Below are 21803 nucleotides of genomic sequence, written 5' to 3'. Positions count from 1 at the left end.
GCAATGCTGCCACAAGTGCAGAGCTATGGATATATCTGGAACGAGGCGCATGGCATCACTCGACGCGACCAGTGCAGACAAAAACATTGTTGATCGCCGCAAATTGCCGCGTAACAAGGATCTGAGTGTCGTCATCCGTGGAGCACGTGAACGCCTGATGGAGCGCGCAGGCATCTATCATTTTGATCGCGAACTGCTCTTCATGCATACGCGTGCCTTGATCATCAACTCAGCGACTATCCCGCTTCTGATAGCCATGATTGTCGTCATAGGTGTGTTCACCGGTTTCGACAGAACGATCGTCCTATGGGCCGGCTTCGCCATTGGACTCTATGCGATACTGGGGCTTCTCGCACGCCACCTGGAGAAAACAGGGTTGGCCAACGAGGAAATCCGGAAATGGCAAGCGATCTATCTGGGTGGCCATTTCATGACTAGTCTGGGATGGGCCTATTTCACCTTTCTCGAATGTACAGCCTGCGGCTCCAATCTGTTTCCGGTGATCAAGGCCGTGGTCATTATTCTGGTGATGGCGATTACCGCGATTATTTCATCGGCGCTTCGTGCGGCCATTTTAGCCGCATTCGCTTTACCAGTCCTGACCTATACCCTCCTGGCTTGGACGCATTTTGATAATCCAGTGCAGGCAACGATGGTGATCATGCTGGTTGCCGGACTCGCCTTTTTTTATCTGGTTGCAACCCGGCTCAACCAATCGGTTGCAATCACTCTGGCATTGCAAGCTGAGAAAGACGCTTTGATCGCCGAACTCGAAACGGCGAACGCCATGTCCGATGAAGGCAGACGGCGTGCAGAGGAAGCCAATCTCGCCAAGTCGCGTTTTCTGGCTTCGATGAGCCACGAACTGCGCACGCCCCTCAACGCTATCCTCGGCTTCTCGGAGGTCATGGCAAAGGAAGTACTTGGGCCGATCCAGAACGGGACATACCGGGAGTATGCCAGTGATATTCATGCATCAGGCGAACATCTGCTCAATCTAATCAATGAAATACTCGATCTGAGCCGGATCGAGGCAGGACGATATTCGATCAATGACGAGCCGCTGCTGTTGACCGATATTGCCAGCGAATGCATTCACATGATGAATTTGAAGGCCCGCAACAAGGATATCGCCCTGATACCACAGTTCGAAACCGGGATGCTGCGCCTGGTGGCCGATGAGCGCTCTATTCGCCAGATATTGCTCAACCTTATGGCCAATGCTGTCAAGTTCACGCCTCCGAACGGCAAGATCTATATCAAAGTGGGCTGGACCGCAGGAGGTGGACAATACATTTCGGTCCGCGACACTGGACCAGGAATTCCGCCGGAAGAGATCCCCATCGTTCTTTCAGCTTTCGGCCAAGGGTCGATCGCAATCAAGAACGCCGAACAGGGAACTGGTCTCGGTCTTCCTATCGTTCAGGCGCTGGTTCACGTCCACGATGGCGAGTTTCATCTGTTCTCCAAATTGCGCGAAGGGACGGAAGCGCTCGCTACCTTCCCGCGCAGCCGTGTCCTTCAGGGCACCCAGGCCAAGCACAACAAGCCTTTCCAGAAAAAAGCTGCCTAGAATACTCAACTTCAATTTATTGTTATTTGCGCGTTGGTGAACGGCCCTGCATTGCTCATGGCAGCGCAACAATGAACGGAACATTTCTCAATGAATTCAAACGGCAATAACCGTCCTTTGATAATCCCTGCCCTTGGTGGCATCTATGCCGCTCTCGGTGATATCTCGGAAACGATCCTGCGAGTGGTGGCCGGTGCCGCACTCGTTGTGCACGGGTCGGGCAAGATCGTCAATCCGATGGGTTCGGTGGGAATGGTCGAAGGTCTCGGCTTCTATCCGGGCGTGTTCTGGTCGCCGCTTCTTGCCGCCACCGAGTTCCTTGGTGGCATTCTACTTACAATCGGCTTGCTCACGCGCCCCGCGGCGTTCGCCACGGCGATCGTGCTTGCAGTCACCATATATTTCCACGGCTTCGTGCAGGGGCAGGGCTGGAGCGGTTCGGAAAAATCTATCCTGTGGACGGCAATCCTGTTTTTCTTCGTCATTCGTGGCGCAAACAACCACTCCCTCGATGCAAGGATCGGCAAGGAGTTTTGAAGTCCCTCCCATCTAAAAAAGGCCCGCTTTTGCGGGCCTATTTTACTCAGTCGCGATTGCTGACACCAGCCTGATCGAATGTTGCCATGCCGCTATGGCAGAGCACTGCTGCCTTGACGATGCCCGCTGCAAGTGCGGCGCCGGTACCCTCGCCGAGCCGCATTCCAAGGTCAAGCAATGGCTTTTTCCCAAGCTTCTCCAAAACCTTGCGATGGCCTGGTTCAGCTGAGACATGGCCGAAGAGGCAGTGGTCGATCGCTTCCGGATTCGCGGCGTGTAAAATGGCCGCTGCGGCGGTGGCCACATAGCCATCGATGATAACCGGGATTCTTTCAACACGTGTAGCAAGAATGGCACCTGCCATCGCAGCGATTTCACGCCCGCCGAGGCGTCGCAGCAGTTCAAGCGGATCTTTCAGATGCGAAGCGTGGAGTGCGACTGCTGTACGTACAGCATCGGCCTTGCGCCTCATTCCTTCGCTGTTGGCACCGGTGCCTGGACCGACCCATTCCTCTGCAGTACCGCCATAGAGGCCGTGGAATATCGCCGCGGCAATCGTCGTATTGCCAATCCCCATCTCGCCGATGCAAAGAAGGTCGGTACCACCAGCGATCGATTCCATACCGAACGCCATGGTCGCTGCGCAGGTCTTTTCGTCCATGGCCGCTTCTTCGGTGATATCCGCGGTAGGATATTCAAGCGCAAGATCGAAGATTTTCAGACCCAGGTCATTGGCGATGCAGATCTGGTTGATCGCAGCGCCGCCGGCAGCAAAATTTTCGACCATCTGCGCCGTGACAGAGGAGGGATAGGGCGAAACACCCTTGGCGGTAACGCCGTGATTGCCCGCAAAGACTGCGACAAGAGGCCGGGTGATCTGCGGACGCGAACGCCCGGTCCACGCGGCAAGCCATTCGACAATCTCTTCCAAACGCCCAAGTGCACCCGGTGGCTTCGTCAACGTCGCATCGCGCTTGCGCACGGCAGCAACTGCAGCCTCGTCGGGTCCCGGCAATGTCTCGATGAGAGTACGAAAATCGTCAAACGGCAGGCCAGTGGTCATGATATCCCTTGCAATCAACTCTTCATGGCAAATTAGCAAACACCGTCCTATAAGCGCTGGGAGAGAAAACGCAAAGGTCAACCGGCGGCGCAGAGTGTCGCGACGTCAGTGATTCAAAGGCTGCAGCATGGATTTGGTCAACGATACGATGCGGGCGCTGGCCTTTCTCTCACGGCTGCCCGTCCCGCAACGCTGGTTCGAAGGCTATGACGGCTCGCTCAGTAGTACTGTGCGTGGCTTTCCCGTGGCAGGTATACTTGTCGCCCTGCCCGCTTCGCTCGTCCTGCTGATCGCTCATGCACTTGATCTTCCCGAGATCATCACGGCGTTGTTGATTGTCGTCGCATTGATCATCACCACCGGTGCATTGCATGAGGACGGGCTTGCTGATGTAGCTGACGGCTTCTACGGCGGGACGTCGATTGACCGGCGGCTGGAGATCATGAAGGATTCGGCGACGGGTTCTTACGGTGTACTTGCGCTGATTGTCTCTGTGTTCTTGCGGACAGCGTTGCTTACCACGATACTCGACGAGGTCGGTGTAATCCATGCGGTAGCTGTCATCATAGGGACAGAAGCCGCCAGCCGCTCCGTCATGGCAAAACTCTGGCAGAGCCTGCCATCCGCACGCGTGGGTGGCGTCGCCGACCAAGCGGGAGCGCCGACTGCCGAAGCAGCCAATTTTGCCCTGATTTTCGGCGCTGTCGTTCTTGCAATCAGCTATGGCGCTGCCGGTGGGCCACTAGCAATCGTCATCGCGGCATGTTTGACGGCGCTCGTTTTTGTCGGTTTTTCCGCACGTTGCCGCGAAAAGATCGGCGGACAGACGGGTGATACATTGGGGGCCATGCAGCAACTCGCGACAATTTCACTGCTGCTCGGTCTTGTCATTGCACTTTAGCCGTACCAAATCCTTAGAATGAGCATCATCGAGTCACCCTGCATCCTCGTCTGCGCAATCGATATGAAGACCGGATTTTGCTTCGGTTGCGGGCGCACGCGCGAGGAAATAGGTGCATGGTCAATTATGTCGCCTGAGACTCGCCGCCGCGTCATGGCGGGCCTGCCGGAGCGGTTAGAGACAGTTGAGCGGCGCCCCCGTCGCGAAACGCGGCGCAGCCGTATGGCGCGCGAAAAGCAAGAAGGTTAGTCGAAGATGGGCCGCTTGTTCTGGATCATCATTGCCTTGATTGGCGCAACTTTGCTGTTATTGATGGCGAACAATGACGGCGGTTCGACTCTGGGCATCGCCAACGACGATTTCGCCCGTTTCGCCTACATGGGAATCTGGGGTGTCGTGCTTGGTTCGGCCCTGCTTGGCTCCGGAATTCCACTCAGTCACTTTTTACGCAGCATGGCAATCTGGGTCGTCATTTTTCTCGCAATCGTTGCCGGCTATCAATACCGCTACGAGTTACAGGACGTTGGCCACCGGATAACGGCGGGACTGGTCCCTGGAAGTCCTATTTCCAATCGCGATGGCGATGGAACAATCACTGTGACGCTGGCCAAGGCGGATACAGGTCATTTCGAGGTTCACGGCGACGTAAATGGTGCGACGGTACCATTCATCATCGATACGGGCGCCTCATCGATCGTGCTCTCGGCTGGAGATGCGCGCCGCGCCGGGCTCAATCCGGATAAGCTCTCTTACAAAACGCCGATCATGACCGCCAATGGCATGGCGACCGCAGCTAGCGTCACATTGGACAGCATCAGGATAGGTGCCATCGAACGGCGTAACATTCGTGCGATGGTGACCGCAGATGGGCAAATGGCAGGCAGCCTGCTGGGCATGAATTTCCTCAATACACTCAGTGGTTTTTCCGTACGCGGCGACCGGCTGGTTCTGTCAGACTAGAGCTCAGGCTGCTTCCTCTGTCGACACGGTCTCGATCGCGGCATACGCCAGCCGGATCACAGCACTGGTTGCATCTGTTTGATTGGCTTCAGTCGACAGTATTTGGCGCCAGCGCCGTGCCCCGGCCGCGCCATGGAACAGACCCACCAGGTGGCGGGCAATGTGCGACAATCGACCGCCTCGAGCTATATGAGCATCTGCATAGTCGCACATGTGCTCTATGATCGCATCGATTGAAGGCGCCGCGCTTTCGCTGCCGTATATGCTTCTATCGACGTCGAGCAACAGCATCGGGTTGTTGTAAATCGCGCGGCCAAGCATGACACCGTCAACATGATTCAAATGGTCAAGCGCTTCATCGAGCGTCTGAATGCCGCCATTGATCCCTATGAATTGACTCGGATTTTGCTGTTTCAGACGATAGACGCGAGCATAGTCCAATGGCGGAATATCGCGGTTCTCCTTGGGCGAAAGTCCCTTCAGCCAAGCCTTGCGGGCATGTACCCACAACGCATCTGCACCGGCATCAAAAACACCGCTCGCAAGTTGATCAAGGGCCGTTTCCGGATCCTGATCGTCGACACCGATGCGGCACTTGACCGTCACGGGAATTGCGACCGCCTGCTTCATCGCCTCGACGCTTGACGCAACGATGTACGGTGTTTTCATCAAACAAGCGCCGAATGTGCCGGATTGAACGCGGTCAGATGGGCAGCCGACATTGAGATTGATTTCCTGGTAACCCATGGCTTCGCCGATGCGTGCTGCTTCAGCCAGCTTAATAGGATCGGAGCCACCGAGTTGCAGCGCAACAGGATGTTCCGCTTCGGCAAACCCAAGAATGCGCTCGCGATTGCCGTGGATCGCAGCATCGGCAACGACCATCTCCGTATAGAGCAAGGCATGGCGTGTGAATTGCCGGTGAAAGGTCCGGCAATGTCGGTCCGTCCAATCGATCATCGGCGCTACCGCGAAACGGTTGCGCTTGTAGTTTTCACGTGTATCGACCTGATCAATCACTCTGGAAACGTCCGTTTGTCTGCGGGGCGTATGTAGTGTAGCACCCCGCCGCTTACCAACATCTGGTCGCCCTCATAAAACGCAAAGCAACGATTGTCCAATCCGCCAGCTATGTTGATCACTCGGTGAATACCATGCTGTTTCCGGATCTCGTTGTAAAATCGCAACAACGATTTCCGAACCCGTAGTTCGATCAGGCTTAGGTTTTGCGCGCGTCAACGAACAGGAATATGCATCCATTGGGGACATGAGCTTGTGACTATCTTTTTAACCGGAGATTGGAAATGAACATCAAAAGCTTCCTCCTCGGCTCGGCTGCTGCCCTCATAGCGGCATCGAGCGCCCGCGCTGCAGATGCGGTGGTCGTGGCCGAACCCGAGCCTGTTGAATACGTGAGGGTATGTGACGCCTATGGCGCTGGCTTCTTCTACATCCCAGGAACTGAAACCTGCCTCAAGATCGGCGGTTATTTGCGTTACGATGCAGCCGCTGGTGACGATGTCTATACCGGTGGGAGTGTGGGCGGCGAGCACGACACCTGGAGCAAGAGCACTCGTGCTGAGCTTCGATTTGACGCGCGCTCCGAAACGGAACTCGGCACATTGCGCTCCTACATTGACGGCCGCTTCCAGTATACCGATGGCGAGGACGATGGCGCTACCCTTCATCAGGCCTACATTGAGCTCGGCGGTTTCCAGATCGGTGTCAACGACGCAATCTTCGGTTCATGGGTCGGCTATGCCGGTGATATCGTCAATGACGACGTGATCCAGTATGGCAGCGATAGTTTCTCCAGTAACGAGATCAGCTATACCTACAAGGCAGGCAATGGTTTCTCCGCTATCATCGCCGCCGAACAGGGCTCGGTAGAAGGGGACTACGACTACACTATCGACGACTACATGCCCCACGTTCTAGCAGGCGCGAAATTCGAACAGGGCTGGGGAACGATCTCCGGTATTGTTGGCTACGACTCGGTGCAAGAGGCCATTGGCGTCAAGGCGCGTTTGGATGTTAAATTCACCGATACGATCTCAGCCTGGGTAATGGGCGCTTATCAATCCGATTATGACCCGGATTCATTCGTGACCAATACCAACAAGAACTGGTACGGCCTGTGGGAAGGCGACTGGGCAGCTTGGGGCGGTTTCGCCGCCAAGGTTTCCGACAAGGCAACAATCAACGGTCAGGCAGCCTATGAGTCTGAAGGCACATATGCTCTCGCCCTCAACGTGGCTTACGAACTTGTTCCAGGTTTCACGATCACGCCTGAGCTCAACTATACCAAGTTTGACGGTGCCCGTAAGGATGAAGCGCTCGCTGAAGGCGGCAGCGACGATGCGTTCGGCGGCATCGTCCGCTTCCAGCGCGATTTCTAAAAATTGTTTAGCTGGAAATCCGGAGGCGACGCCTCCGGATTTGTCCCAAAACTAGGTTAAATCTGTTCCGAGACAGCAGCAAACGCTGCGGTTTTTTTTAGAACTGCAACGAACGCGTTGCCAGCGACCGAAACCGCTCCGGAATTGTCTATTATAGTTGCATCCGCGGGATCGCATGGATTGGGAGCAGCCCGCATCAGACGGCGCTGGATTTCCGCAGCGTCTTCGCGTCCGCGTGAAGCCAACCGCTTCGCCAGAACCTCATGCGATGCGGTGATGTGGACCACGATAAAGTTGGCGTAAGCTGCACGTAGAGCGGGCAACACACCGCGAGAGACATTGGCGATCGCTACTGCCCCGCGCTCGATCTCGTCGTCAATAGATTTCGGCAAGCCGTAGTGCAGGCCATGGGCTTCCCAGAAATGAGAGAATTCTCCTGCCCGCTTCGCTGTCAGGAATTGTTTTTCGCTCAGAGTGTCATGATCTTCCGTATCTACCGATGACGGACGGGTCACCACGCGGCGAACAAAATGATAGCCTGGTTGTTCGCCAAGCTCAGCGCGAGCGAAATCGATGATTGTGTCTTTCCCTGCCCCGCTCGGCCCGACAACGGCAACGAAGGCACCATTGCGCAGCGGTGCAGATGCCGGGTTGAGCGCGCGCTCTATCATTGCCGCCATCATACGACCCGGCGGCCTTCCCGCCAAACTGTGCGCACTACTGGGATATGCTCATCGACACGAACCCGCACGAGATCGGCGCGCTTACCCAGTTCGATAACACCGCGATCTTCGAACCCCACAGCCTTTGCCGGGTTTTTCGTTACCAGACGCACCGCATCCGGAAGCGTGATTCCGTCAACAGTTTCTCCTAGGAAAAAGGTCGATTGGATCAGACTGAACGGAATGTAGTCGGACGATAGAATATCAAGATGACCATGTTCGGCGAGTTCGCGTGCAGACACATTTCCCGAATGCGAACCGCCGCGTACAACATTCGGCGCTCCCATCAGCACGGAAAGGCCAGCCTGTTTTGATGCAGCGGCAGCTTCGAGCGTCGTTGGAAACTCCGCCACATGAATGCCTTGCTCGACCGCTTCATCCACATGCGCGCGTGTCGCATCATCATGGCTGGCAAGGACAATCCCACGCTCGCGGCATAGCTCGGCAATAGCCTTGCGCTGCGGCCCGGAATTCTTTGCAGATTCTGCCATACGTTTCTCGCAAAATGCATTGAATTCCTTGTCCGAGAGCTTCAGCTTACGCTGGTAATAATAGGCGTAGGTTTCCAGACTGACGAACTGCCGCTGACCAGGTGCATGATCCATCAAAGAGGCCAGCCGGACGCGGCTGTCGTTGTCAAAATGGGCGAAACCGTCAAGGCAATCAGCTGCCGATACCTCACAGCGCAAATGGATATAATGGTCGGCTCGCAACCGGCCCTGCTCCACACTATTTTCAATCGCGTCGGCAAGCTTGCGGCTTTCATCCGCGGACATGTCCGCATCCTCGTCCAGCCCAACGCGCAGGGCGTCGAAGACGGTGGTAATACCCGACGTAGCGATCTGCGCGTCATGGGCAAGGACTGCAGCAATCGGATTCCAGCGCACCCGCGGACGCGGCATATAGTGCCCTTCGAGATGATCCGTGTGTAGTTCGATCAGTCCGGGAATGAGATAATCGCCTTCGAAATCCTCACCGCCAGAAACCGAACCTTCCGAAATATCGGTAATCTTGCCATCTCTGATCACAACCGTTCCGGAGATGACGTCATCCTCAAGGACGATTTTCGCGTTGCTCAAGATCAATTCGGCAGACATTAGAGCTCTTTCTGGCCATATTGGCCGTATTCTGTTTCGCGGCTGACGATGCAATCCGCGCGGAAGGTGGCGAGGCCGATGTGGTCCATCGGACGAAGCCGGCTGACAAAGCGGGTGTCCGTCAGCCGGAAACCCGAAGGGACGGGGCCTGTTGCACCAATATCGGCGCTGAGCCACTCGCCCGCACGCAAAGTGCGGGTCTTCGTGTCTTCGCTTGATCTTGTCACAACATGCCTCCGTCAGAATAGGTCAATATGGTCAGAAAAGGCTCTAGGCAGACTTTCTTCTGTTGGTTCCTGCAAGCGGATGCAGTGAGTGTATTTCAAAAGGGAAACCGGGTTCGGCTTCGGTAAAAAGCGCCAGATTATTTATCTCAACAGGCTCTTCCAGAACCGGTTCAAGGAATCGGCTCAAAATCCGTTCGATTCTAGGGCGGTCGCGCTCCGGCACCGTATCGGTAAGTGTCATGTGGAAGCGAAAATCCTCAAAAACATAGGGATAACCCCATTGTTCGAGATTTCGCCGCTGCGACACTGTCATTCTGTCTGGATTGCGTCGTTTGATTTCCTCGTCAGTTGGGGGAGCGCGGAAGCGGTCAAGCCCGACAACAACGTCATTAGCCAGCTGGTTGAGACGCGCCACCGGCTCTTCCGGAACCAGTGCAAAAAATCCGTCAAGGCTGGCGATCTGTAATTTCGGAATCTCAACTGGATCCATGGATGAGGCAAAATGCATAAGAGCCGACAAAAGCTCTTTTTCCTCAAAGCCGTCGGCAAGATGGAACGGAGCTTTTAAAGTACCATGGAAGCCATAGCGACGTGCAGATGACGTCAAGAGCGTGAAATCCTCGTGCGCCATATCGCGGATCTGCGGCGGCCGTACAGGTTGACCAGTAAAGGCATTTCGGCCAAGCCAGTTCGCCGCGACTTTCAGAAGCGGGTCACTCGATGGCGGCGTGAAATAGATCGCATAGCGCATATTGATTCCTCCGGAACACTTTCGCGTTACACTCCGATTATGACAAGCCTTTGAACCCTATCGTATCTCAATGCTGTTGCTTTCCCATCAAGCGTGAGCGAAGTGCATTGGATATGCTGTCGAAAATGAAGATCACGGCCAGTATGAGCACCACCATATAGGCCACATTGTGCCAATTGGTGTTCGTCCGCATCGCTTCCCAGAGCTTGAGACCGATGCCGCCAGCCCCCACCGCGCCGATGATAGTCGCCGATCGTGTGTTAGACTCCCAGAAGTATAGTGCCTGGCTGGCAAAAACCGGCAGTACCTGAGGCACGACACCATAGCGTTGGACATTCATCGGCGAAGCCCCGACGGATTTGACGCCCTCGCGCTGCTTGTCATCGATGTTTTCCAAGGTTTCCGAATAGACCTTCCCAAGCGTACCCGTGTCGGTGAAGAAAATCGCCGAAATACCGGCAAGCGGCCCAGGACCGAATGCTCTAGTGAAAAACAGCGCCCAGATCAGCATATCGACCGATCGCAGAAAATCGAAGAAGCGCTTGGTTACCTGATTGGCAAAGAAATTTGGCATGATGTTGCGGGCAGCGATGAAGGCCAATGGAAACGCAACCAGAGACGCCAGTAATGTGCCGATAAAAGCCATGACGATGGTCTGCATCAGCTTCGTCCAGACATCGCCGTGCTGCCAGGACGAATTGTACCAAATGTTGTTGAAGGCCAAAGCCGCGTTGGACATCTCCGGTTTGATACGCTCGCCACTAATGATCAGCGATGCGACCTCGCCGAAAGATCTGTTCCAGAAGGGTGAACTCGTATCGAAGACGAAATTCGCCCATCCGAGAAAGCGGCGGCTCACCACGACGCGCTCGGGAATGATATCCGCCTGACCCGCAAAACCGAAGTCGACCGTAACCTGGTCTTCCTTGAGCGTCGCCCATTTGGGCATCGTTCCCTGAGGCTTTGCGCCATCCGCTTCGATCAGGACTGTCAAACTCTCGTCGCCGCGCGTGGCAATGACCCGTTGATCATTGATATCGAGCGATTTCCCGCTGCCAAAGAGCACTGTCACATTGTTTCCGGCCTGAACCATCCAGTCCGGCTTCGGATTGTCTCCGAGTTCCGAGAACCGGGGATAGGACACGGTCATCGCTGTCGGCGACATGCGGATCGTCGTCCTGATCGCATAGGATACCCAATCGCGTGCATAGAGTTCGGCGCGTTGCCATTGGCCGCTCGCAAGCACAGTGCCAATGGAAAAGAACCACCAGCAATAGAGCATATAGAAGATTATGCCGCCGCCAATCATCAGTGGCATGAAACGCTTCCAGATGGGTGGATTGAAGACGGCTGGATACCGGGATTCGAAATCTGCAATCGCTGCGGAAGAAATGGCATTCATGATAGTTTCCCACCAAAGGCAAATGCCTGATTGCCGACGAGACGACGGCGGAGCCAGGCAGAGAACTGATCAACAGCAATGATCGTGGCTAACAACAGCAACACAATCGCCAGCGTCTTGGCTTGATGGCCGCGCCCGATCGACAGGCGCAATTCCTCGCCTATGCCGCCGCCGCCAACAGCACCGATGATGGTTGAGGCGCGCACATTGATTTCAAGGCGCAGCAACGCATAGGACATGAAATTCGGCATCACTTGCGGCACAATGCCAAAACCGACGCGCTCGAACCAGTTTGCCCCGACTGCGCGCAACCCCTCATCCGCTTTCATATCGGCATTCTCGACCACTTCGAAGAACAGCTTTCCAAGCGCACCGATCGTATGAATACCAACAGCAAACATTGCAGGAATCGGTCCGAGCGACAGGATCGCGGCGAAGAAGCCGGCAATAACGATTTCCGGGAACGCGCGCAGGATTTCCATATAGCGACGCACTACCCAGCGGATCAGCCTGTTCTTGACTAGGTTCCTGGCAGCGAGAAAGCAGAGAAGAAAGCCGAAGATAAAACCAACGAGCGTGGAAAGGATCGCAATATTCAGCGTTTCCAGCATCTTGTAAAAGTATTCCGGAACGTAGAACCCGCCGAAAAGATAAACCCGGCCTTCCGGATAATCGTATTTCAGGCTTCCGTCAAAATAAGGTGATGGCAGATCGAACAGGGCTCGCCAGACTTCCCACCCATCGCGCGGAATGAGATCACCGGCAAAATCAAAGAAATGCGGAAGGCGATCGAAAAATTTGCCGGCATTCGATTCATTGGCAAACCAGAGCGAGCCAGCCACTGTCGCCAGAAGGCAGATCGAAATCAGCCAGGAATACGCACGTCGGCGCCCGGCAAGTTCCTGCCAGTGCCGTTCGATCTGAATGCCATCGAGCGACAGTTCGGTGGAAATGGCTCGGCTCATCAAACTATCCTTCCGAAGCATAAAAAATCACGGCCAGATCCAAAGACCTGGCCGTGATGGAGAGTTACGAATTAACCGCCGATCTGCGCTTTGCGGGCGTCGATGATAGGCTGATAGAATTCGGTGTTTACTTCGGTGTAGCCCTTGAAATCACCACCCATCGTCGAGGCAAAGCAAGCCGGATCGGTTTTTGGCAAGTTCATCATGTAGTCCTTGAACTTGGCCTTCATGTCGTTGTCGAGCGATGTGCGGACCACGATCGGGCCGTTCGGAATGAGCGGCGACTTCCACAGTTCGACAAAGTCCTTCATGTCGATCAAGCCCTTGTCGACCATCTTGCGCAGGTTGCCGGACGTGTAACCCTCGTCGAATGTGCCAACACCTGAACCGAAAGTGGTCCCGGCATCGAATTTGCCGTCCTTAACAGCGAGGACGAGATTCTCGTGACCGCCGCCAAAACCAGTTTCACTGAAATAATCCTTGACCGAAGTCTTGATGTCCTTTGGTAGAGAGGTCACTGGAATGAGATAGCCCGACGTCGAGTCCGGATCTGCGAAGCCTAGCTTCTTGCCCTTCATATCCGCAAGCGTCTTGATGCCGCTGTCCTTGCGGGCAACCATGATCGAATAATAGCCGGTCGCGCCATCGGTCTGAATAGTGGTCAGAATCGGTTCTACTGCCTTTGGATTGGTGAGGTAGATTTTAGCAAAACCCGATGCACCAAGCTCGGCATAATCTAGCGTGCCACCAAGCAACCCCTGGATAACACCGTCATAATCCGTAGCCGGAAACAGCTTGACGTCCTTCACCCCGAGAACTTTCGGAAGCTGATCCACAACGCACTGATAGTTGCGTAGGCGATCAGCTTCGTTTTCGCCGCCGATAATACCGATACGGAACGTTTCGAGATTTTCCGCACGCGCCATCGAACCGGCAAGCATTGCGCCAATCGTGATTGCACCAAGTAAAGCTTTTTTGAGCAACATCGTTCTCTCCTGTCAAACTTCCGTTTGAGTTTGTGATCTGTTCATGGTTGCCCGTGACGTGGGCTAGACGATTCTTTCAGCGCGCGGCGAGAATGGCCTCAAGTTCGGGAATGGGCTTTGGCGTGCCACGCGAAATGCTTGTGGAAGTAATGGCTTCTGAAAATGCATCCTTCATGCCGTCAGCGCCATAAATCCGGCGCGCAGCAAGCTCTGTCAGGTCGTCCGGTGTGCCATCGAAGACGATCTTGCCGCCTTGCATGCCGATGATACGGCTGCAAAAATGCCGCGCGGTGTCAAGCGTATGCAGATTGGTGATAACGGTCAGGCCTTCCTTCTCATTGATGTCACGCAGCGACTCCATCACAACCTGAGCATTGCGCGGATCGAGCGAGGCAATTGGCTCGTCCGCAAGGATGACTTTGGGGTTTTGCATCAGAGCACGGGCAATGGCGACACGCTGTTGCTGACCACCGGAAAGCGTTCCAGCGCGTTGTAAAGCAGTCTTGGCGATATCGAGACGCTCAAGGGCAGCAATGGCCATGGCACGCTCTTCCCGCGAGAAAATGCCAAGAAGACTTTTAATGGTGGAACGATGATTGAGACGGCCAAGCAAGACATTGGTCAGAACATCGAGGCGCGGCACAAGATTGAACTGCTGGAAGATCATGGCGCAGTCGCGCTGCCAATTGCGCAGGTGTGCCCCGCGCAGCTTGGCGACATCGGTGCCCTCGAAGAGAATTGAGCCCTCGGAAGGATCGATAAGCCGGTTGATCATACGCAGCAAGGTCGACTTGCCTGCGCCCGATCGGCCGATAATGCCAACCATCTGGCCCTGCGGAATTTCAACATTGACGTTGTCGATGGCGATAGTGCTGCCAAAGCGCCGCCTCACGTTTTCAATCTTCAGCATTCGGTAATCCCTTTGGCCACTGCTCCGTCCTAGAGGGATTGTGTGAACCTGCGATGGCAGTTTCATTTCAGTTACGTGACAACTTCGGATCGCTTTCTCAGGCGTTATGTTATCCACAGAAAACACTGCAACGAGAAAGGGAGCCGCACATAAATTTGCGTAATCCGCCCCCCGAAAACCGGTGATTAAATTCGAGTATGGCCCAAAAGTGGACTTATGCCGCTACGCCATTCGGTACAGAAAACGCCGTGACATCGACGATCCTGTCGGCTACAGCTTCCCGCACATCCTGATCGTGGAAGATGCCAAGCATCGCCACACCCGTGTCCTTCTTCTGCTGGATCATCGAGACCACCACATCGCGGTTCTTGGCATCAAGCGACGCCGTTGGCTCGTCGAGAAGCAGGATCGGATGATCTGTGATAAAACCGCGAGCAATATTGACGCGCTGCTGTTCGCCCCCCGAAAATGTCGCTGGTGGCAGCGACCACAGCCGTTCAGGCAAATTGAGTCCGGCAAGCAATGATCCGGCTTTGTCGCGTGCATCTTTACGATCAACACCGCGTGCAATCAGCGGTTCCGCGACAACGTCCAACGCCGAAACGCGTGGTACCGTACGCAGGAATTGGCTGACATAACCGATCATGTCGCGTCTTATGCCGAGCATCGTGCGCGGATCGGCGGCAGCAACATCAACGAGCCGGTCGCGGTAGGGAACGATGATCTGGCCGCGATCCACGGCGTAGTTGCCGTAAACCATCTTCAGGATCGAGCTCTTGCCCGCCCCTGAGGGACCGCCAAGAACGGCGCATTCGCCCGCCTTGATGGAGAAGGAAACATTCGCCACCACGGGCAGACGGATACCATCGCGCAAATGCATGGTGAAGCTCTTGGCAACATCGGAAACAACGAGAGGTGTCGGCATTGATCTTCTCCTAAACTTGCAGGATGGACGAAACGAGGAGCTGGGTGTAAGGCGCCTGCGGATCATCGAGAACGCGATCCGTAAGGCCGGTCTCGACAATGTGACCATCCTTCATCACCATCATCCGGTGTGAGAGCAAACGCGCCACCGCAAGATCATGCGTCACGACAATGGCTGCCAGACCGAGATCGCTGACGAGACCACGGAGCAGATCGAGAAGTCTTGCCTGGACCGACACATCAAGACCGCCTGTCGGCTCATCCATGAAGATGAGCCGCGGATTGGTGACGAGATTTCGTGCGATCTGAAGGCGCTGGCGCATACCGCCGGAAAAAGCGCGCGGCTGATCATCGATACGGTCGGCGGCAATCTCGACACGACCGAGCCAATCGGTAGCGGTCGCGCGGATCTTGCCGTAGTGCCGGTCGCCAACAGCCATCAACCGTTCGCCGACATTGGCACCTGCGGACACGCTCATGCGCAATCCATCGGCGGGATTTTGATGAACGAAGCCCCAGTCCGTACGCATTAGAAAGCGCCGCTCTGCCTCACTCATGCGATAGAGGTCGCGGAACTGGCCATCACGCATCCGGTATTCGACCGAACCCGTGGAAGGTGCAAGGCGCGTTGCCAGACAGTCGAGCAGCGTCGTCTTGCCTGAACCGGATTCGCCAACGACGGCAAGAACCTCCCCTGGCCACAGCTCGAAGGCCACGTTTTGGCAGCCAATCCGGCTTCCGTAGAATTTCGAAAGCGCTTTGACTTTCAGGAGTGGGATATCGCTCATTCTGCTGCCTCCGCAGGATTGGCTGCTGCCTGTGCTGGATTGGCCGAGAGATGGTCGCCGTTGCCCTCCGCCTGCCGATCCTCACAAAAATCGGTATCCGAGCAGACAAACATGCTGCCGCCTTTGTCATCGAGAATGACTTCGTCGAGATAACTGCCTTTGGCGCCGCATAGCGCGCATGGCTCAGAGAACGTCTGAATCTCGAACGGATGATCTTCAAAATCGAGGCTGACCACTTCCGTATAGGGAGGGATGGCATAGATGCGCTTTTCACGCCCTGCGCCGAATAATTGCAATGCTGGCGATTGGTGCATCTTTGGATTGTCGAATTTTGGTGTGGGCGATGGGTCCATCACATAACGACCTTCGACCTTCACCGGATAGGCATAGGTCGTGGCGATACGGCCGTGACGCGCGATGTCCTCGTAGAGTTTCACATGCATCAGTCCATATTCTTCGAGCGCATGCATCTTCCGCGTCTCGGTCTCGCGCGGCTCAAGAAACCGCAGGGGTTCCGGGATCGGCACCTGATAGACGAGCGTTTGTCCGGCTTGCAGCGCAGTTTCGGGAATGCGATGGCGCGTCTGGATGATCGTCGCTTCCGTCGTTTTTGTAGTCACCCGAACATTGGAAACCTTTTGGAAGAAGGCACGGATCGATACGGCATTGGTCGTATCGTCGGCGCCCTGGTCGATCACCTTCAACATATCATTCGGGCCAATCACCGCAGCTGTCACCTGAACGCCGCCCGTGCCCCAACCATAGGGCATCGGCATTTCGCGCGACGCGAACGGCACCTGATAACCGGGAATGGCAATTGCCTTGAGGATGGCGCGGCGGATCATCCGTTTCGTCTGTTCGTCGAGATAGGCGAAATTATATGTCGCAAGCTCGGTCATTCTGCTGCCTCCCTGTTTTCGCTCTCGCGGCGTTCATGCTCGCCGCGCATGCGCCGTACGAGGTCAAGCTCTGCCTGGAAGTCCACATAGTGCGGCAGTTTCAGATGCTCGACGAAACCGGTGGATTGCACATTATCGCTGTGGGAGATGACGAATTCCTCGTCCTGCGCCGCAGCCGTGATATCCTCGCCGAGTTCCCTTGCCCGCAGTGCGCGGTCACACAGCGCCATCGACATGGACTTGCGCTCACTTTGGCCGAATACGAGGCCATAGCCGCGGGTGAACTGCGGAGGCTGCTTGGATGAGCCTTTGAATTGATTGATCATCTGACACTCGGTGACACGAATGCGGCCCAGCGTCAGAGGGAAATCAAGTTCGGCGACTTCCAGTTCGATTTCAACCTCGCCGATACGAATTTCACCAGCAAAAGGGTGGCTGCGGCCATAGCCTCGCTGTGTCGAATAGGCGAGACCGAGTAGGAACCCTTCGTCACCCCGAGCGAGTGCCTGCAAACGCAAATCGCGTTCCAGAGGAAACGACAACGGCTCACGTGTGAGATCCCCTGTCTCGACGCCCTCGGGCATATCGCCATCGGCTTCGATCATGCCGTCATGGCCGAGGATATCGGTGACGCGCGGCGTATGCTCGTGCGCTTCAACACGACGTTCGGGCGTTTCGACGATCCCATCTTCGGCGAGTTCGGGATCGAGCAGACGATGCGTATAGTCGAATGTCGGGCCGAGTAGTTGTCCGCCTGGCAAATCCTTGAAAGTTGCAGATATGCGTCGTTCGATCGCCATCCGCGAGGTCTCCAGCGGTTTGGTATAACCAAAGCGCGGCAATGTGGTGCGGTAGGCACGAACAAGAAAGATCGCTTCGATCATATCGCCCCGCGCCTGCTTCACTGCCAGCGCTGCGAGCTCGGTATCGTAGAGCGATCCTTCGGCCATGACACGGTCGACTGCCAATGCAAGCTGTTCGACAATCTGGTGAAGGCCGATCGCTGGCAGCGAGCGATCGCCTCGGCGGCGGTCGCCAAGCAGTCTATGTGCATTGCGGATGGCGGCTTCACCGCCCTTGACAGCAACATACATGGCTCACGCCTCCTTTTTCGAAATGCGCGTCGTACGCGGCAAGGCAGCGAGTGCGCCTTCACCGGCGAAGATGAGGTCGATGCCGCGCGGAAAGGCGCCGCGATTGGCGGCCCATTGATCAACGAACATTTTTGGCAACTGGCTTGGCGCAAAACCTTGCGTGTCCTTGATGCCTGGGCCACTCAGCGTCAGTTCTTCCGGCCCATTAAAACTATCGATCTGGAGAATAATCGTTGTCGAACGATCGGGATATTCCGGGGTTCCTTTGGCAAAGGATTCCAACGATGGCATCGTCTGTAGGTCGCCGATCAACGCAAATTGCGCGTCTGATGGATTTGACGTCAGTTCAAGTCCGGTATGAAACTTCAGCCAGCCAATTGCCGCCGCTGAGCTGGTAATCGACTTGTCGCACCAGACCGTCGCGTCATGATCAAACAAAGTAGCCGCAACTGACGCTGCTACCGAGGAAATCGGCGACGGAGCAGCCGCTAGCTTGCCGATCTCAATTACCCGGCCCGGGCTAGCCATAGCGTCCATCAGTGCCCGAAAGACCTCTTGCGAATTGAAAACAGCATCGCTGAAACCGCCTTCGTAAACCTGTGTGACTGCGCGCATCAATTATCACCTCGCACCATTGTGAAGAAGTCGACCTTGGTCGCAGCCGTTTCGGCACGTCGGTCTTCAAGATTGTCGTTGAGGCGTTGCGCAATGGGGGCGAGGATCGTGTCCTCAACCGTCTGGCGGTAGGCCGGCTCCTGCCACAGCGCGTCAAAGATCGCCGCGAGTCGGACTTTCTCGCTCGATCGTCCAAGGGCGTAAGCGTGACCCACAGCACCATTGCCGAGCCGCACTGTTGCACGCGTGACTGTTGCTTCGCCCAGATTAAAGGGAGCACCGCCACCACCGATGCGTCCCCGCATCATGACAAGGCCGGTTTCCGGCCCACGCAAGGTCTCGACCTGCGGCTTGTTCGCCCAATGCGCCCAGAAATCCTTCATCTCCTGCACAGTTGCCTGCGCCAGCAAGGCCATGGCAGCCTTGCGCCCGAAATCAGTTTCGCCAGAAGTCGGAGTGGCGCTTGAATTTTCGTTGCCCATTGACACCTCGCTAAAATTTGTCTAGTCATCTATACAATTAGACAATATCTATGTTTATAGATTGGGTCAATGACAGGAGCATGACAGAACGTGACATCGGCACGATTCATCACACGCAACAGTGGCGTGGCAATCTGGCGCCAGATCGCAGATCAGATCAGGGGTGATATCTCGGCGGGAAAACTGGCTAATGGCGCGCGCGTGCCGCCTGAGATTGAAATGGCGACGCGTTTTGCGGTCAACCGCCATACAATCCGCAGTGCTATAGCCGCGCTCACCAAGGAGGGCGTCCTGCGAACCGAACAGGGACGTGGTACTTTTGTCGCCAACAGCAAGAAGCTCACCTATCGCATCGGCGAGCGCACACGCTTTTCGCAGATCCTTTCCACACAGGTGCGCGAAACCAAGGGCATACTGCTTGCCCACCGCCGTGAAGAAGCACCCGTCGATGTTGCCGAGGCACTCCATGTAACATCTGGCCAGGTGGTGAGGATCGACACGATGCACACCGCAGATGGCAATCCGGTTTCGTGCGCCACGGCCTGGTTCGATGCGGCGCGCGTACCCAATGTGGCAGAAGACTATCGCTCATCCGGTTCAATAACGTTTGCTCTTAAAGCTGCGGGAATTGACGACTATCTGCGCAAATCGACACTCATCTCGGCGCGCCATGCCGAAGCAGAGGAGTTGCGCCATCTGAAACTCTCCCCCGGAGCTATTGTTCTCGTTTCAACGGCCATCAACGTCGATACCGAAGGCCATCCAATTCAATATTCGAAAACCCGCTTTGCCGCGGATCGCTTGGAAATCGCTATCGATAACGACAGCGCCAAATAACCTACCACATCGTTTTGGCAGCGCGCTCCGGCCATTCGCGGTCATAGATCTCGCCGCCAACGAGATCTTCGCTGAGCGCCGCCAGTATTTGCCCGGGGGTGGGGAATTCTTTTGCCGAGCGGCACTTGGCCGGGTTCCACAATTCGGAGCGAATTAGTGCACGAGCGCACTGAAAATAGGCCTCCTCCACTTCTACGACGGTGACGGAACGCGGAGCTTTGCCATCAACGATGAAACTATCGAGCAATGCCTGATCTGTTTCGACAAATGCACGCCCGTTGACACGAAACGTTGTCGTCAGTCCAGGAATGAGGAAGAGCAGAGCTACGCGCGGGTCTCGAACTATATTGCGGAGCGAGTCAACGCGGTTGTTGCCGCGGCGATCTGGTATCATCAAGGTCGATTCGTCATGAATCCTCACGAAACCCGCAAGATCTCCGCGCGGCGAGCAATCGAGGCCTTCGGGACCACTTGTCGCCAGCGCCACAAAGGGCGAGCCCTCGATCAACTTGCGGTATTCCGGCGTAATCCGATCGGCAACTTTGGCTGTGGATGCTTCAGTTATGCCACCGCCGTAGATGGCTTCGAGTTGGTCGATCGTCGTGATCCGCGACATTGAATTCTCCTTGAGGACGTATTCGCCGACTAACATGGCATGACGAACTGATTATGACAGTTCGCGTTTTTATGAAATGACAATGGCAATGCACTTGTATATCAGTCGCTGCGACCAGAGCAGCGGAGGATTTTATGAGCGGATTTGCAGCCATTGGCGAGTGCATGATCGAATTGTCCGGCGCCAACGGCGATCAGTGGCGCATGGGTTTTGCGGGAGACACCCTGAACACTACCTGGTATGTTCGAGCCCTCACCGATACAGATTTTGCTGTCGATTATGTCACAGCCTTTGGCGACGATCCTTTCTCGGTGAAACAGCGCAGATTCCTCCGCGATAATGCTATCAACACCGCCCATAGCCCGACCATCGTTGGCGCTCGCCCCGGAATCTATGCCATCACGCTAACCGGTAGCGAGCGCTCATTTACCTATTGGCGCAATGATGCCGCAGCACGCCATCTGGCCGATGATCCCGACGCGTTGGCGAAAAGCCTGGATGGCCGGCAAGTCATTTACTTCTCCGGGATCACGATGGGAATTTTGAGCCCCAAAAGTCGCCAGAATGTCCTCAATGCCGTTAGCAATGCCCGCCGTCAAGGTTCGCTTGTGGTCTTCGATGCCAATTACCGCCCTCGCCTATGGGAAAATGCTGATACCGCGCGGCAGGTTTTGAGCAACGCATTTCACGTCACCGATATCGCGTTACCAACCTTTCCGGATGAGAATGCCCTGTTCGGTGACGCAACGCCTGCCGATACCGCTACACGCATCGCTGGTTATGGTGTGCGCGAGATCGTCGTCAAAGATGGCACGGAGCCGGCGCTGGTCATCGCAGGCGGCACAAGCACTGAAGTGCCTGCAGTTCGCGCCAACGCTGTCGACACGACGGGCGCTGGCGACAGCTTCAACGGCGGATACATTACTTCGCGCCTCGCTGGTCTCGATCCACTGGTTGCTGCAGTCAACGCACACAAAGTGGCTGCCCGCGTGGTCGAGTTCCATGGCGCGCTCGCCCCAATGGATGAAGCGAAGAAGGCATTCAAAGCCTAGAGA

25 protein-coding genes are annotated in these 21803 nt (G+C 55.7%); 8 read left to right on the top strand and 17 right to left on the bottom strand.

The genetic code is table 11. From position 1 onward, the window contains the following. Window positions 1-49: 49 nt before the first annotated feature. Both C7476_RS04915 and C7476_RS04910 read left to right on the top strand, forming a co-directional pair. Window positions 50-1573 carry a sensor histidine kinase gene (locus C7476_RS04915; RefSeq protein ID WP_114428780.1) on the top strand — a complete coding sequence of 508 codons (1524 nt, stop codon included), beginning with the start codon at window positions 50-52 and terminating at the stop codon, window positions 1571-1573. Window positions 1574-1663: 90 nt separating this feature from the next. Next, window positions 1664-2110, top strand: coding sequence for a DoxX family protein (locus tag C7476_RS04910; RefSeq protein ID WP_114428779.1), 447 nt, complete (start codon window positions 1664-1666; stop codon window positions 2108-2110). Window positions 2111-2156: 46 nt separating this feature from the next. Here the strand turns inward: C7476_RS04910 and cobT are convergent, their stop codons facing one another. Further along, complete coding sequence (gene cobT, locus C7476_RS04905) at window positions 2157-3176, bottom strand: nicotinate-nucleotide--dimethylbenzimidazole phosphoribosyltransferase (RefSeq protein WP_114429030.1); 1020 nt, start codon at window positions 3174-3176, stop codon at window positions 2157-2159. 124 nt (window positions 3177-3300) lie between these two features. Between cobT and cobS the strand changes: the two genes are divergently transcribed. The 3 genes from cobS to C7476_RS04890 are packed head-to-tail and all read left to right on the top strand — an operon-like array spanning window position 3301 to window position 5034. Next, window positions 3301-4074: an adenosylcobinamide-GDP ribazoletransferase gene (gene cobS / locus C7476_RS04900; protein ID WP_114428778.1), complete on the top strand. Its 774-nt coding sequence runs from the start codon at window positions 3301-3303 to the stop codon at window positions 4072-4074. A gap of 18 nt (window positions 4075-4092) precedes the next feature. Further along, window positions 4093-4323: a DUF1289 domain-containing protein gene (locus tag C7476_RS04895; RefSeq protein ID WP_112528565.1), complete on the top strand. Its 231-nt coding sequence runs from the start codon at window positions 4093-4095 to the stop codon at window positions 4321-4323. Window positions 4324-4329: 6 nt separating this feature from the next. Beyond that, window positions 4330-5034 (top strand): TIGR02281 family clan AA aspartic protease, encoded by a 705-nt coding sequence (locus C7476_RS04890; protein ID WP_114428777.1) that lies wholly within the window; start codon window positions 4330-4332, stop codon window positions 5032-5034. A 3-nt stretch (window positions 5035-5037) separates the two neighbouring features. Here the strand turns inward: C7476_RS04890 and dusA are convergent, their stop codons facing one another. Further along, window positions 5038-5994, bottom strand: a complete 957-nt coding sequence (gene dusA, locus C7476_RS04885) for a tRNA dihydrouridine(20/20a) synthase DusA (protein WP_425373948.1) — start codon at window positions 5992-5994, stop codon at window positions 5038-5040. A 344-nt stretch (window positions 5995-6338) separates the two neighbouring features. On the opposite strand from dusA, the gene C7476_RS04880 reads away from it, so the two are divergent. Next, window positions 6339-7433 carry a porin gene (locus tag C7476_RS04880; protein ID WP_114428776.1) on the top strand — a complete coding sequence of 365 codons (1095 nt, stop codon included), beginning with the start codon at window positions 6339-6341 and terminating at the stop codon, window positions 7431-7433. 56 nt (window positions 7434-7489) lie between these two features. Here C7476_RS04880 and phnN read toward each other — a convergent pair whose 3' ends face one another. From phnN to phnG, 14 genes are all read right to left on the bottom strand, one after another. After that, window positions 7490-8104 carry a phosphonate metabolism protein/1,5-bisphosphokinase (PRPP-forming) PhnN gene (gene phnN / locus C7476_RS04875; protein ID WP_245426112.1) on the bottom strand — a complete coding sequence of 205 codons (615 nt, stop codon included), beginning with the start codon at window positions 8102-8104 and terminating at the stop codon, window positions 7490-7492. An 8-nt stretch (window positions 8105-8112) separates the two neighbouring features. Next, a complete protein-coding gene (locus C7476_RS04870; protein WP_114428774.1) occupies window positions 8113-9252 on the bottom strand; it encodes an alpha-D-ribose 1-methylphosphonate 5-triphosphate diphosphatase in 1140 nt (379 codons plus the stop codon). Further along, complete coding sequence (locus C7476_RS04865; protein ID WP_114428773.1) at window positions 9252-9479, bottom strand: hypothetical protein; 228 nt, start codon at window positions 9477-9479, stop codon at window positions 9252-9254. Before C7476_RS04865 ends, C7476_RS04870 begins: the two co-directional genes overlap by 1 nt. A gap of 43 nt (window positions 9480-9522) precedes the next feature. Continuing rightward, window positions 9523-10230 (bottom strand): DUF1045 domain-containing protein, encoded by a 708-nt coding sequence (locus C7476_RS04860; RefSeq protein WP_114428772.1) that lies wholly within the window; start codon window positions 10228-10230, stop codon window positions 9523-9525. A 67-nt stretch (window positions 10231-10297) separates the two neighbouring features. Next, entirely contained in the window at window positions 10298-11632 is a 1335-nt protein-coding gene (phnE, locus tag C7476_RS04855) for a phosphonate ABC transporter, permease protein PhnE (protein WP_114428771.1), read from the bottom strand. Then, complete coding sequence (phnE, locus tag C7476_RS04850; RefSeq protein ID WP_114428770.1) at window positions 11629-12597, bottom strand: phosphonate ABC transporter, permease protein PhnE; 969 nt, start codon at window positions 12595-12597, stop codon at window positions 11629-11631. The genes phnE (C7476_RS04855) and phnE (C7476_RS04850) overlap by 4 nt, the downstream gene beginning before the upstream one ends. A 71-nt stretch (window positions 12598-12668) precedes the next feature. After that, window positions 12669-13580 (bottom strand): phosphonate ABC transporter substrate-binding protein, encoded by a 912-nt coding sequence (phnD, locus tag C7476_RS04845; RefSeq protein ID WP_114429028.1) that lies wholly within the window; start codon window positions 13578-13580, stop codon window positions 12669-12671. A 79-nt stretch (window positions 13581-13659) separates the two neighbouring features. Then, a complete protein-coding gene (gene phnC, locus C7476_RS04840) occupies window positions 13660-14493 on the bottom strand; it encodes a phosphonate ABC transporter ATP-binding protein (RefSeq protein WP_114428769.1) in 834 nt (277 codons plus the stop codon). A gap of 214 nt (window positions 14494-14707) precedes the next feature. Beyond that, window positions 14708-15418, bottom strand: coding sequence for a phosphonate C-P lyase system protein PhnL (gene phnL, locus C7476_RS04835; protein ID WP_114428768.1), 711 nt, complete (start codon window positions 15416-15418; stop codon window positions 14708-14710). 10 nt (window positions 15419-15428) lie between these two features. Continuing rightward, the gene (gene phnK / locus C7476_RS04830; RefSeq protein ID WP_114428767.1) at window positions 15429-16205 is read right to left on the bottom strand and encodes a phosphonate C-P lyase system protein PhnK; all 777 of its coding nucleotides are present in this window, start codon (window positions 16203-16205) and stop codon (window positions 15429-15431) included. Beyond that, entirely contained in the window at window positions 16202-17104 is a 903-nt protein-coding gene (locus C7476_RS04825; RefSeq protein WP_114428766.1) for an alpha-D-ribose 1-methylphosphonate 5-phosphate C-P-lyase PhnJ, read from the bottom strand. Before C7476_RS04825 ends, phnK begins: the two co-directional genes overlap by 4 nt. Beyond that, window positions 17101-18198, bottom strand: coding sequence for a carbon-phosphorus lyase complex subunit (locus C7476_RS04820; protein ID WP_114428765.1), 1098 nt, complete (start codon window positions 18196-18198; stop codon window positions 17101-17103). The genes C7476_RS04825 and C7476_RS04820 overlap by 4 nt, the downstream gene beginning before the upstream one ends. A gap of 3 nt (window positions 18199-18201) precedes the next feature. Further along, window positions 18202-18813 carry a phosphonate C-P lyase system protein PhnH gene (gene phnH, locus C7476_RS04815; protein WP_114428764.1) on the bottom strand — a complete coding sequence of 204 codons (612 nt, stop codon included), beginning with the start codon at window positions 18811-18813 and terminating at the stop codon, window positions 18202-18204. After that, entirely contained in the window at window positions 18813-19295 is a 483-nt protein-coding gene (gene phnG, locus C7476_RS04810) for a phosphonate C-P lyase system protein PhnG (protein WP_114428763.1), read from the bottom strand. Before phnG ends, phnH begins: the two co-directional genes overlap by 1 nt. Window positions 19296-19385: 90 nt before the next feature. Between phnG and phnF the strand changes: the two genes are divergently transcribed. Continuing rightward, window positions 19386-20132, top strand: coding sequence for a phosphonate metabolism transcriptional regulator PhnF (gene phnF / locus C7476_RS04805; protein ID WP_114428762.1), 747 nt, complete (start codon window positions 19386-19388; stop codon window positions 20130-20132). Between the two features lies 1 nt (window position 20133). Here phnF and C7476_RS04800 read toward each other — a convergent pair whose 3' ends face one another. Continuing rightward, window positions 20134-20748, bottom strand: a complete 615-nt coding sequence (locus C7476_RS04800; RefSeq protein WP_114428761.1) for a pyridoxamine 5'-phosphate oxidase family protein — start codon at window positions 20746-20748, stop codon at window positions 20134-20136. Window positions 20749-20882: 134 nt separating this feature from the next. On the opposite strand from C7476_RS04800, the gene C7476_RS04795 reads away from it, so the two are divergent. Beyond that, on the top strand, window positions 20883-21800 hold the full coding sequence (locus C7476_RS04795; RefSeq protein ID WP_114428760.1) for a sugar kinase: 918 nt from the start codon (window positions 20883-20885) through the stop codon (window positions 21798-21800). Window positions 21801-21803 lie beyond the last annotated feature (3 nt).

The organism is Phyllobacterium bourgognense (assembly GCF_003337575.1).
In the GTDB taxonomy this organism is placed as follows: Bacteria; Pseudomonadota; Alphaproteobacteria; order Rhizobiales; family Rhizobiaceae; genus Phyllobacterium; species Phyllobacterium bourgognense.
This window is presented reverse-complemented; position numbering and strand designations above follow the sequence as displayed.

Excerpts from the sequence above, each read along its gene's own strand:
- C7476_RS04915 (WP_114428780.1), top strand. The coding sequence starts at position 50 with ATGGCATCACTCGACGCGACCAGTGCAGACAAAAACATTGTTGATCGC.
- C7476_RS04910 (WP_114428779.1), top strand. The coding sequence starts at position 1,664 with ATGAATTCAAACGGCAATAACCGTCCTTTGATAATCCCTGCCCTTGGT.
- cobS (WP_114428778.1), top strand. The coding sequence starts at position 3,301 with ATGGATTTGGTCAACGATACGATGCGGGCGCTGGCCTTTCTCTCACGG.
- C7476_RS04895 (WP_112528565.1), top strand. The coding sequence starts at position 4,093 with ATGAGCATCATCGAGTCACCCTGCATCCTCGTCTGCGCAATCGATATG.
- C7476_RS04890 (WP_114428777.1), top strand. The coding sequence starts at position 4,330 with ATGGGCCGCTTGTTCTGGATCATCATTGCCTTGATTGGCGCAACTTTG.
- dusA (WP_425373948.1), bottom strand. The coding sequence starts at position 5,994 with ATGATCGATTGGACGGACCGACATTGCCGGACCTTTCACCGGCAATTC.
- C7476_RS04880 (WP_114428776.1), top strand. The coding sequence starts at position 6,339 with ATGAACATCAAAAGCTTCCTCCTCGGCTCGGCTGCTGCCCTCATAGCG.
- phnN (WP_245426112.1), bottom strand. The coding sequence starts at position 8,104 with ATGATAGAGCGCGCGCTCAACCCGGCATCTGCACCGCTGCGCAATGGT.
- C7476_RS04870 (WP_114428774.1), bottom strand. The coding sequence starts at position 9,252 with ATGTCTGCCGAATTGATCTTGAGCAACGCGAAAATCGTCCTTGAGGAT.
- C7476_RS04860 (WP_114428772.1), bottom strand. The coding sequence starts at position 10,230 with ATGCGCTATGCGATCTATTTCACGCCGCCATCGAGTGACCCGCTTCTG.
- phnE (WP_114428771.1), bottom strand. The coding sequence starts at position 11,632 with ATGAATGCCATTTCTTCCGCAGCGATTGCAGATTTCGAATCCCGGTAT.
- phnE (WP_114428770.1), bottom strand. The coding sequence starts at position 12,597 with ATGAGCCGAGCCATTTCCACCGAACTGTCGCTCGATGGCATTCAGATC.
- phnC (WP_114428769.1), bottom strand. The coding sequence starts at position 14,493 with ATGCTGAAGATTGAAAACGTGAGGCGGCGCTTTGGCAGCACTATCGCC.
- phnL (WP_114428768.1), bottom strand. The coding sequence starts at position 15,418 with ATGCCGACACCTCTCGTTGTTTCCGATGTTGCCAAGAGCTTCACCATG.
- phnK (WP_114428767.1), bottom strand. The coding sequence starts at position 16,205 with ATGAGCGATATCCCACTCCTGAAAGTCAAAGCGCTTTCGAAATTCTAC.
- C7476_RS04825 (WP_114428766.1), bottom strand. The coding sequence starts at position 17,104 with ATGACCGAGCTTGCGACATATAATTTCGCCTATCTCGACGAACAGACG.
- C7476_RS04820 (WP_114428765.1), bottom strand. The coding sequence starts at position 18,198 with ATGTATGTTGCTGTCAAGGGCGGTGAAGCCGCCATCCGCAATGCACAT.
- phnH (WP_114428764.1), bottom strand. The coding sequence starts at position 18,813 with ATGCGCGCAGTCACACAGGTTTACGAAGGCGGTTTCAGCGATGCTGTT.
- phnG (WP_114428763.1), bottom strand. The coding sequence starts at position 19,295 with ATGGGCAACGAAAATTCAAGCGCCACTCCGACTTCTGGCGAAACTGAT.
- C7476_RS04800 (WP_114428761.1), bottom strand. The coding sequence starts at position 20,748 with ATGTCGCGGATCACGACGATCGACCAACTCGAAGCCATCTACGGCGGT.
- C7476_RS04795 (WP_114428760.1), top strand. The coding sequence starts at position 20,883 with ATGAGCGGATTTGCAGCCATTGGCGAGTGCATGATCGAATTGTCCGGC.